This is a genomic window from Candidatus Paceibacterota bacterium (assembly GCA_035452965.1).
GTDB lineage: Bacteria > Verrucomicrobiota > Verrucomicrobiia > Limisphaerales > UBA8199 > UBA8199.
Window position 1 is genome coordinate 1 of record DAOTCE010000061.1, and the last position, 10,978, is coordinate 10,978.

Sequence of the window (10,978 nt, forward strand, 5' to 3'; positions counted from 1 at the left end):
TCTTCTCCACCAACTCCTTCGCCTCGCGCAGCAGGATGCGGGCGATGAGCCACTCGGGCCAGTTCTCGCCCAGGTCGCCGCTCTCCAGCTTCGGCAGGTTGGTCTCGAAGACCTGCGTCGCTTGCGCCAGAGACTTCCGGGCTTCCTCGGGCTGCTTGAGTTGCTGCTGGGCCATCGCCAGCACCGCGCCAGCGGAGACGACGGTAGTGTAATTGGTTCCGCTCCTCACCAAGCTCTTCTTTGCCCAATCAACCGCATTGTGCAAGTGTCCTTGCCGATACTCGACCAAACCCTTGACTAGTTGGAAGTAAGGCAGACGAAAGTGGTTGGTGCCGCGCGTGACGGCGACCTCGGCCAGGCCCGCTGGTACCGCCCATCCACTGTCCTTGGGTTGTAGCGACATCTCCATCGCGGCTTCTGCCACCGTTTCGGGGTCTTCCCCCCAGGTGGTGACAGAGATCACCCGCCGGCGGTTGTTGTAGCCGTTCGTGTCGCCCGTTTCCGCCAGCAACGGGCCCAAAGCCAACGTCCAGCGCACATCAGCTTTGGCGAGTTGAGATAGGTCCTTGACTGCCGCCTGCCACTGCCCTTGCTGGCCATAAAGATAGGCGCGAAACATCAGGTACGAGCCAGGGTTAGGCTCTTTATCCACGGCTCGGGTGATGGCCATCATGGCCTTTTCCCAACTCTGCCGGTCCTCGCTGCTGCCGCCGAGGCCAAAGTTCACCTTCAGACTCTGATGCTTTAGGTCCCGCGCTTCCGCCAGTTTTCCTTGCTGCAGGAGTACCCACGCGAGGGCAGCCAGAGACTCAGCCACCTGCCGATCTTCGCTCCCCAAGAGCTTCTTCCGCATGGCCAGGGCCTCGCGATGCATCGCTTCCGCCTCCGCCAACTTGCCTTGCTGCTGGAGTACCCACGCGAGGGCAGCCAGAGGCTCAGCCACCTGCCGATCTTCGCTCCCCAAGAGCTTCTTCCGCATGGCCAAGGCCTCGCGATGCATCGCCTCCGCCTCCGCCAACTTGCCTTGCTGCTGGAGTACCTCTGCGAGTCCAGCCAGGGACTGGGCCACCTGCCGGTCTTCGTTTCCCAAGAGCTTCTTTCGCATGACCAACCCCTCACGATACATCGCCTCTGCTTCGGCCAGCTTGCTTTCCCGCCTTAGCACACTTGTAAGACCGTCCTGCAATTGCAGGAATGTGGGAATATCCTCAGGCATGTCATTGGGGTCCCTTATTTGTGCGGCGAGCGCTTCGCGATAGGTGGCCTCCGCGTCCTTGAATTTGCCCATTCGCTCGAGCGCCGATGCTCGGGTGCAGGATGAGAGGCTATCGCTGGGGTCAGCGGCGGCAAGAACCTTCTCGTCTATCGCCTGCGCCTCGCCGCGCACAGTCTCCGCCTGTTCGAGTTTTCCCAGTGCGTCATAGATCCCAGCGAGACAGCGAAGCGATACGGCTACTTGGGGGCTTTCATTCCCCAGAAGCCTCTGCTGCATCGCCAGAGCCTCCCTACAAACGGCCTCCGCCTCCACAAGCTTCCGCTGCTCCAAGAGAACCGTAGCGAGGACCGTCAACCGCGATGCTACAGACAGGCTTTCCATGCCACATTCTCTCTTGGTAATCGCAAGTGCTTCGCGGCACATCGCTTCTGCCTCTTCTAGCTTGCCTTGTCCTTTCAACATGTTTGCAAGGTTTGCCAAGAATCCAGCCACTAGACCGCGGTTATTACCGGACAGCTTCCTCCCCATCGCCACGGCTTCGCGCAGCATCGTCTCCGCCTCCGCCTTCTTGCCCTGTCGGCTGAGATTCAACGCGAAGTTGTTCAGCGTGACGGCGATTTCCCTATGCTCAGGACCGAAAGCCTTACGCTGCATTGCCAGAGTCTGGCGAAACAATTCCTCAGCTTGTGTCAGGTTGCCTCGCTTCTCGACCACACGGGCGAGTGCACGAAGGTATTTGGCCACATCCGGATGCCGGGGCCCCAGCAGCTTCTGGCGGATCGCCAAAGCCTCGCGTCTTGCTGCCTCTGCTTCGACCAGTTTTCTCTCCCACTCAAGTGCCCACGCAAGGGTTTCGAGTGACTCGGCCACGACAAGGTTTTCTCTTCCTAGCAGGCTGATCTGCAGCGCGAGCGCCTTCCGTAGCGGCAGCTCAGCTTTGTGGTATTGGGAGATTGAAACATATGCCTTACCAATAGTGAGGTTCACTCGTGCCTGTGTTTCTGGGTGGTCCTTCAACTCGTCGTCTACCCGCGTCGCCGCTTTATCCAGCATTCCGCGGAGCAGCACCGTATCCCTGCCTTTCGCTTCCTCAGGCCGTACGCTGTTAAGCATGTCTTCCAGAAAGCTGGCTACCGTCTGCGCCTGTTTCTCCGCCCGCTTGGCCCGCACCATCTGCCACGTGCTCACTACCACGCCCGCAACCAGCAGGAGGATCAGGACAGCAGCCGTCGCCAGGCCAAACCGATGCCGGCTGACATATTTGCTCAGCCGATACGTTGCGCTGGGGGCTGCCGCTGTCACTGGTTCATCGCTCAGATGCCGCTCAACGTCGTGCGCCAGACCGTTCGCTGTCTCGTAGCGCCGCCGCCGATCCTTCTCCAGGCACTTCATCACGATCCAGTCCAGGTCCCCACGAACCTCTTTCCATTGCGGAATGCGGAGTGCGGAGTGCGGAATAGCAGAAGGCGGGGCCGTCGATTGCCGAGTGCGGAGCGCGGAATGCGGAGTGGCGGCGAGTTTGGTCGAGGGCTTCACCGGCTCGGTCTCGCGGATGATGCGGCGCATCTCGTCCAAGCCCGCCTTCATAAGCGTTTCCGGATCGAAAGGAGGCTTGCCTGTCAGGATTTCGTAGAGCAGGACGCCGAGCGCGTAGATGTCGGTGCGGGTATCTATGTCCAAACCGCTCAACTCCGCCTGCTCCGGACTCATATACGCTGGCGTCCCAATGAACTGCTGGAACGCCGTGAACACCGTCTTGTCCGTCAGCGGCTGCTGTGTCGCCTTGGCGATGCCAAAATCAATCACCTTGGGCACCGGCACGCCGTCGTGCAGGGTGACCAGAATGTTCGACGGCTTGATGTCCCGGTGGATGATCCCTTTCTGATGCGCGTGCTGGATGGCATGACACACTTGCATGAACAACTCCAGCCGCTCCTTCGTGTTCAGGTGGTTCTGGTCGCAGTAGTCGGTGATCTTGATGCCCTTGACCAGTTCCATGACGAAATAGGGCCGGCCAGTGTCGGTCGCCCCGGCATCCAGCACCTTGGCGATGTTGGGATGGTCCATCAGTGCCAGCGCTTGCCGCTCGGCCTCGAACCGGGCGACGACCGATTTGGTATCCATGCCCAGCTTGATCACCTTGAAGGCGACGCGGCGGCGGATGGGCTCGGCCTGCTCGGCCATATAAACCACGCCGCAGCCGCCTTCGCCAATCTGTTCAAGCAGCTTGTAGTGGCCGATACGGTCTCCGGGTTTCTCGGAGACGGGCAGGGATTCGAGAGAGATTTGGATGGTGGCGCCGGGTGGGGGCGGCGTGGGGGGCCTCCTCTTCCCGGCTTTCTCCTCCGGTGGAGGAGAGGGAGAACCCGCGGCTCCGGGATTGGCGGCCAAGAATGTCCGCGCTCCGGAACCGTGTTCGAGGAAATCATTGGTGGGCTGGGCGGCGGCAAGCAGGGCTTCGACGCGCTGGCGGAGTTGCTCGTCCTCGGCGCACGCTCCCTTGAGGAACGCCGCCCGCGCCTCCGGCGTCGGCAACCCCATCGCCTCGTTGAACAAGCTCTCTTCGCGTTGGCTCTTGTCGTTCATTTGGCTTCAACTATCCCTTTCGCCTCCCGCATGAGCGTCTCGGCGATGATCCAATCGTTCCATGCGGGGCCTAAATCGCCGCTGTCCGCTTTCGGCAGTTTCTGCGACGCCAGGTCGGTTCCCGTCGCCAGCGTCTTGCGAGCTTCGCCCACCTGCTTTAGCTGATACTGCGACATGGCCAGGACCATATAGGCTTGCACATCGCGGTAGTCATCCCGAGACCGCTTGCTGTCCAAGGCCTTCCGAAGCCACTCGGCAGCGCTGGCAAATCGATCCTGACGATACTCTGCCAACCCTTTGCTGAACTGGAAATAGGGGAGCAAGGAATGGTTCGTGTCAGCTCTGATAGCAACCTCCGCCATCTTGCTGACGATTGCCATGTCTGCGCCGGATGACGGTAGAATCAGACAGGCCTTGGCCATGCGCTCGGCGACCGTCGGGTTGGTGGTTTCACCAAACTGGGCGATAACCTTCTGGCAGCAGCGGCGGTAACCTTCAGCGTCTCCGGCGGCCACCAGCGCCGGGGCCAGCAAATGATAAAACAGGTGATTATCCGGATGAGCTTCCGCGAGCTTGGAAAAATCGCCTGCGGCCTCTTTGTAATGCTTCTTACGAGCGGACAAGTTCCCACGCTGCGTTTGGATAGTTGTAATGTTCTCAGGTGAAACCCTCTTGGCGGGAGGCTGGCTCTTTTCCAAGTCAGCCAGTTTCTTGCGCCACTCTGCTGCTTGCTCGGGCCGGCCAGTTTCGTCGTACAATTGCACGAGAATCGGAATGGTCTGCTGGAGGAGACTTATTCTTCCACCCGGATCGGCCACCTCTTGAACTCGCTCCATCATCCCTTGGCAGCCATCGAGCATCAATGGTTCGGCTTCCTTGTGCTTCTTCTGATCCATCAGGATTGCGCCCACGAAGAAGCGGCTTTGAAAGACATCCCAATCATTTGGGTGGACCTTCTCGTGGATTCTCAGGCACTCACGATACGTCTTTTCAGCCTCTGCATACTTGCCCTCCGCCCTAAGCACCGTTCCCAGAGAACTCAATGTGCGAGCGACCGCCACATCTTCACCACGCCCCACCTTCCTTAGCAGTGCAAGCGCCTCGCGGAACATCGCCTCCCGCTCTGCCAGCTTGCCTGCGTTAGCAAGGCCTTGGGCTTGCTTTCTCACTCCATCGACCGCGCCGATTTCGCCCCGAAGGAGGCTGGTTGCCTCCCGCAAGAGGATGCGGGCGATGAGCCACTCCGGCCAGTTCTCGCCCAGGTCGCCGCTCTCCAGCTTCGGCAGCTTGGTCTCGAATACCTGCGTCGCTTGCGCCAGAGACTTGCGGGCCTCGTCAGGTTGCTTGAGCTGCTGCTGCGCCATCGCCAAAACCGCCCCAGCGGAAGCAGCGATGGTGTAATTCGTTCCAGAGCCCGCCAGGCTCTTCTGTGCCCATTCAACCGCACTGTCAAAACGCCCCTGCCGATACTCGACCAGGCCCTTGACGAGCTGAAAGTAAGGCAGCCGGATATGGTTGGTGCCGTGCGTGACGGCGGTCGCGGCCAATTGAGCAGGCGCAGTCCATCCGCCGTCTCTAGGCAGCAACGACATCTCCATCGCCGCTTCTGCCGCCGTCTCCGGGTCTTCTCCCCAGGAAGTGACCGATACCATTCGCCGACGGTTGTCGTAGCCGATCGTGTCGCCCGTTTCTACCAACAACGGACCCAGTGCGAAAGCCGGAAGGTTACGAGAAAGGCTGCTAGCAAGCTTGACAGATCGGGATAAGTCAGTAGCTGCAGCCTGCCATTTGGCCTGTCGACCGTAGATAGCGGCCCGTACGGCCATACATCCATAATCCTGAGGCTTCTTCTCAATCGCGCCGCCAACGACCTCAAGGGCCTTGTCCAGGCTGGGCGGATCTTGGCATAACTGAGCGATACCTAGCTCCACGTACCAGCGTTCAAGAGTTGTTCTTTCGGCTTCCGCAACTTTGCGTTGTCTTGCCAGGACTCCTGCGAGTTGGTCTAGCGACAGGACTATATCCGGATGGTCTCGCCTGAGCAGCTTTCTTCGCATCGCCAGTGCCTCGCGGTGCAGTGCCTCGGCTTCCGCATACTTGCCTTGCAGATCAAGCCCTACCGCAAGGTTATTGAGCGATCGGGCAACATCCTGGTTTTCGTTGCCCAGTAGCCTCCTCCACATTCCCAGAGCTTCGCGGCGGAGAACCTCAGCCTCCGCCAGTTTGCGTTGTTGCAGAAGTAGTCCTCCCAAGCTGTTGAGCTGGTTAGCGATAGTTGGGTGGTCCGAGGGGAAGAGCCGACGCCCCATGGCCAGCGCTTCGCGATACATGTTTTCCGCGTCGTTGAACTTCTTCTGGTCCGCAAGCACTCCTCCGAAGTTGTTCAGCAGATTGGCAATGAGTGGATGGTCGGGACCTTGGAGTTTCTTCCGCATGGCCAAGGCCTCTTGATAGGCGGCCTCAGCCTCCCCAAGCTTTCCCTCTGTTGCTAGCACTCTTGCGAGCCATTCAAGCGACATGGCCACCTCCGGGTGTTCATTGCTCAGCGACTTTTTCTGCATGGTCAGAGCCTCGCGGAATATGGTTTCGGCCTCCGCTAAGCGACCTTGACCTTTAAGCGCCAATGCGAAACCGCGGAGCAGGGCGGCAACCTCGGAGTTCTCATTGCCGAGCACATGCTTGCTCATGGCTATCGCCTCGCGGTAAATGGCCTCCACTTCCTTTAGCCTGCCTTGCTCACTGGGAACCCACACAAGCTGGCCGACCAAAGTGGCGATATCGGTGCGCTCGGAACCAAACAAGTTCTTGCGGTTAGCAAGAGCCTCGCGGGACAAGGTTTCTGCTTCCGCTGCCTTTCCCTGCCGCCAAAGCTCTATGGAGAGATTTGCGAGCGACCGAGTGACGTCCGGATGCTTGTCGCCCAGCAGCTTCCGTTGCATCGCCAGCGCTTCTCGGAACACCGCTTCGGCATCTGAGTTCTTGCCTTGCAAGCGATGCAGGAAGCCAAGGTCGGCAAGGGAGACGGCGACCTTTCGATGCTCGCGGCCAAAGAACTTTCTTCGGTTAGCCAGTGCGCCACGATACATGGCCTCAGCCTCGCCATACCGTCCAAGCGTCTGATACACCCCACCGATGGTGCTCTGCAATTCTCCTGCAACTTCCGGCTGGCCCTGAAGCTCCTTGGCCACGCGCGCCGCTGCCTTGTCCAGAATCTCCCGCAGCAACTTGGTATCCTGGCCTCGGGCCTCCTCAGGCCGCACACTATTCAACATGTCCTCCAGGAAGCTCGCCACCGTTCGCGCCTGCTTCTCCGCCCGCGTCGCACGCGCCATTTGCCACGTGCTTACCACCACGCCTGCAATCAGGAGCAGAATGATCGCACTGGCTGTCGCAAAACCATACCGATGCCGTCGCACAAACTTCCCCATCCGGTACATCGCCCCGGGCGCCCCGGCTTCAACCGGCTCGTTGTTCAAGTGATGGCCTAGGTCGTCCGCCAGGGAATCTGCCGTGGGATACCGCCGCGCCCGGTTCTTTTCCAGGCACTTCATCACGATCCAATCCAGATCGCCACGAACGTCTTTCCAGTGCGGAGCCGTCGATTGCGGAGTGCGGAGTGCGGAGTGCGGAGTGGTGGCCAGTTTGGTCGAGGGTTTGGGCGGCTCGGTCTCGCGGATGATCCGTCGCATTTCGTCCAGGCCGACCTTCATCAGCGTTTCCGGCTCAAAGGGCGGCTTGCCGGTGAGCAGTTCGTAGAGGAGGACGCCGAGCGCGTAGATGTCCGTGCGGGTATCTATGTCCAACCCGCTCAGCTCGGCTTGCTCGGGGCTCATGTAGGCCGGGGTGCCGATGAATTGACCAAAGGCGGTGAAGACGGTCTTGTCGGTCAACGGCTGCTGGGTGGCCTTGGCAATGCCGAAGTCAATCACCTTGGGCACGGGCACACCGTCGTGTGAGCACACCAGGACGTTGGAGGGTTTGATGTCCCGATGGATGATGCCCTTCTGGTGCGCGTGCTGAATGGCGTGGCAGACCTGGATGAACAGGTCCAGCCGCTCCTTCGTGTCCAGGTGGTTCTGGTCGCAGTAATCGGTGATCTTGATGCCCTTGACCAGTTCCATGACGAAGTAAGGCCTGCCTGTCTCGGTCGCCCCGGCATCCAGCACCTTGGCGATGTTGGGATGGTCCATCAGCGCCAGGGCCTGGCGTTCGGCCTCGAAGCGGGCGACGACCGACTTGGTGTCCATGCCCAGCTTGATGACTTTGAAGGCGACCTGCCGCCGGATCGGCTCGGTCTGCTGGGCCATATAAACCACGCCGCAGCCGCCCTCACCGATCTGTTCCAGCAACTTGTAGTGGCCAATGCGGTCGCCGGGCTTCTCGGAGACGGGCAGGGAGTTGAGGGAGATTGTAACGGTGGCGCCGGGTGGAGTTGGCGTGGTGGCCCTCCTCTCCCCGGCCCTCTCCTCCGGTGGAGGAGAGGGAGAAGCGGCGGCTCCGGGACTGGCGGACAGGAATGTCCGCGCTCCGGGGGCGGCTTGTTCGAGGAAGTCGTTGGTGGGCTGGGCGGCCTGGAGGAGGGCCTCGACGCGCTGGCGGAGTTGGTCATCGCCGGCGCAGGCTTCGCGCAGGAACACCGCCCGCGCCTCCGGCGTCGGCAACCCCATCGCCTCGTTGAACAAGCTCTCTTCGCGATTCCCAGTCCCACTCATACCTTACCTCTGTTGGTTGCGTTTGTATCCGTTGATGAAAGGGGCGTAAAGGGGAAAGTCATCATGGTGGCTCTCGCCGTTGTCCGGCCTCAGAAGTTGAAGTTCACCAGCGCGATGCCCTCGCGAGGCTCCATTCGCTCGAAGGCGTTCCCGGACAGCGGATTGGTGTCCGTGCTGGAAGACCAACCCGGCCTGGCGGTGGTGCAGCCTTGCAGGAGCAGCGCGGTGGCGGCCACGGCAAGGAGCAGGGCGGGGCCGAAGGTTTCCCGCACGGTGCGTCCGACGGGGGTGGCGTTGGCAGTATTGGTTTTCATAGCTTTTTCTCTTTCGGTTTGTCGGCTCTGGTCCTGGTTACTCATTTCACTTTGGAAATGCCGTTCTACCCACCAATGCGGAATCCGGCGGCAAAAGGGATCACGGCGCCCGCAAAAAAAAGGGGTCAAACCATCAAGGGTGCATCAAGCAGCTGACTGGGAGCAATGGGGACGGGGTTAGTGTGCGATTATTCGGGACATTCTCATGGATATGGGCTTTTCTTGGGGATGCCAAAACCGCGACGTATGCCGGAACCGGATGAGCAGGTCGTGCTGGATGAGCTGCAGGTTGTTCTGGTTCCGGCCCAACAGAAAGCCAAGTGGGACCGTCTGGTTGGCCAGCACCATTATCTTAAGAGCGCCCGGTTAGTGGGCGAGCAACTCCGCTACGCGGTGACCGACGCCAGCGGTCGCTGGTTGGCGCTGATCGGCTGGAGTGCTCCGGCCCTTCATCTCAAGGCCCGGGACCAATCCATTGAATGGACCGATGCGCAGCGCCAAGCCCGGCTGCATTTGCTAGCCCAGAACAGTCGGTTTGTCATTTTGGGGGATCGGCAGCAACTGCCCAATCTGGCCACCCGGGCGATGGCCCGGTGTCTGAGCCGCCTCTCGTCGGACTGGCAGAAGGCCTACGGCCATCCGATCGTGATGGTGGAGAGTTTTGTGGATCGGCAACTTTTTCGGGGCACCGCCTACAAGGCCGGCGGCTGGGAGGCCCTGGGTTATAGTTCGGGCTTCAAGCGGGTGAGCGAGGATTTCTACCAGCGGCATGATCGGCCCAAGCAACTGTGGGTCAAGGCACTGGACCAACGGGCGTGGGACTGGCTGCGAGCGGAGCGACTGCCCGCCCATTTGGCCCGCTACCAGAAGCCGGTGCCCCCGGCTTGTCCGGTGGCTGGCCAAGCGGTGGAGAGCTTGTGGGAACGGTTTGAGCGAGTGCCCGAATGGCGGGAACCCAAGGGTAAGCGCCACAAGTTGCCGACGGTATTAACGATCATCGCCTTGGCGTGTCTGGCGGGGGTGGGTCAGGGCTACCGGGCGGTGAGCCGGTTTGCCCGGCGGCTGACCCGGTTGCAGCGTCGCGCCCTGCGGTGCTGGGTGCATCCGGACACGGGCCGGTTGGAGGTGCCCAGTGAAGCCGTGTTTCAACGGGTCTTGCAGGCGGTGCCACGTCAGCAAGTCGAAGCCATCCTGCTGGCGTGGCAGGAGCAAGTGTTGGGGCCGCTGCCGGCCAGCGACGCGGTGGTGATTGATGGCAAGGAAGTCTGCGGCGGCGGCCTGATGCTGGTCAATGCGGTCGCCCAACCCAGCCAGCGCGGCCTGGGGCTGGAGCCGGTGGCCTGCCGGACCAATGAGATTCCCACCGCGCGAACCCTAATTGAGCGTTTGGCGCTGACCGGCCGGTTGGTGCAGATGGATGGAATGCATACCCAGCATCAGACGGTGCAGCAGATTCTCTACGAAAAAGGAGCCGACTATAGTCTCATCCTGCGCGAGAACCAACCCACCCTGCTCAAGACCGCCCAAACCCTCCTGCCGGAGAGCGTTCCCCCCTCAGGTCCAGCGGCGGAGCCAACGCCGGGGACGCCCGGAATATCGGGCGGTGGTGACCCGCACGATTGAGCCCAAGCAATTAGGCTTGGCCGGAGCACTGCAAATTGCGCGGGTGGATCGCCGCATCGGGACGGAGGGGAAGTTGACCCGAACCTGGTTAGCCGCTTCGCTGGGGCCCAAGCAGTTGAGTCCGGCGCAATGGTTGCACCGGGAGCAGGGGCGCTGGGGGATCGAAACGCGTAACCATTACCCCCTGGATGTCACGCACCGCGAAGATGAGAGTCGGGTCCGCCATCGCAATGCCGCTGCGGTGCTGGGACTGCTGCGACGCCTCGCCAACACCCTGCAAAAGCTCTGGGGCCAGGGTCGTCCCAGCCGCCAAGCCACTGCGCGCGACTGGATCGAGGAAAACCAATTCAACCGCTGGCTGGGCATTCGCCTCTTCACCCGCCCAGCCACGGCCAAAAATCCAACCTCAATATGTCGATCCTCCCCTTGATGCCATTGCACACACCGAGCTTGATGCCCCCTTGCCGTGCCCCCCCCCCACCCTTGAAAGTTATGCTTTCGTCTCGCCCGATTCTGAAGTAGATTGA

Annotated in this window: 4 protein-coding genes and 1 pseudogene; 2 read left to right on the forward strand and 3 right to left on the reverse strand. The window is 60.9% G+C overall.

Translation table 11 applies throughout. The annotated features are described in order from the left end of the window. The 3 genes from P5205_21970 to P5205_21980 all read right to left on the reverse strand — a co-directional run. The coding region (locus P5205_21970; GenBank protein ID HSA13030.1) for a serine/threonine-protein kinase at positions 1 to 3,802 on the reverse strand (3,802 nt) is incomplete at its 3' end. Further along, a complete protein-coding gene (locus P5205_21975) occupies positions 3,799 to 8,514 on the reverse strand; it encodes a serine/threonine-protein kinase (GenBank protein ID HSA13031.1) in 4,716 nt (1,571 codons plus the stop codon). The genes P5205_21970 and P5205_21975, both read right to left, overlap by 4 nt. An 89-nt stretch (positions 8,515 to 8,603) precedes the next feature. Next, entirely contained in the window at positions 8,604 to 8,828 is a 225-nt protein-coding gene (locus tag P5205_21980) for a hypothetical protein (protein HSA13032.1), read from the reverse strand. A 246-nt stretch (positions 8,829 to 9,074) separates the two neighbouring features. Between P5205_21980 and P5205_21985 the strand changes: the two genes are divergently transcribed. Beyond that, positions 9,075 to 10,451 carry an ISAs1 family transposase gene (locus tag P5205_21985; GenBank protein ID HSA13033.1) on the forward strand — a complete coding sequence of 459 codons (1,377 nt, stop codon included), beginning with the start codon at positions 9,075 to 9,077 and terminating at the stop codon, positions 10,449 to 10,451. 145 nt (positions 10,452 to 10,596) lie between these two features. Continuing rightward, positions 10,597 to 10,719, forward strand: a pseudogene (locus tag P5205_21990) (ISAs1 family transposase). Positions 10,720 to 10,978: the final 259 nt, after the last annotated feature.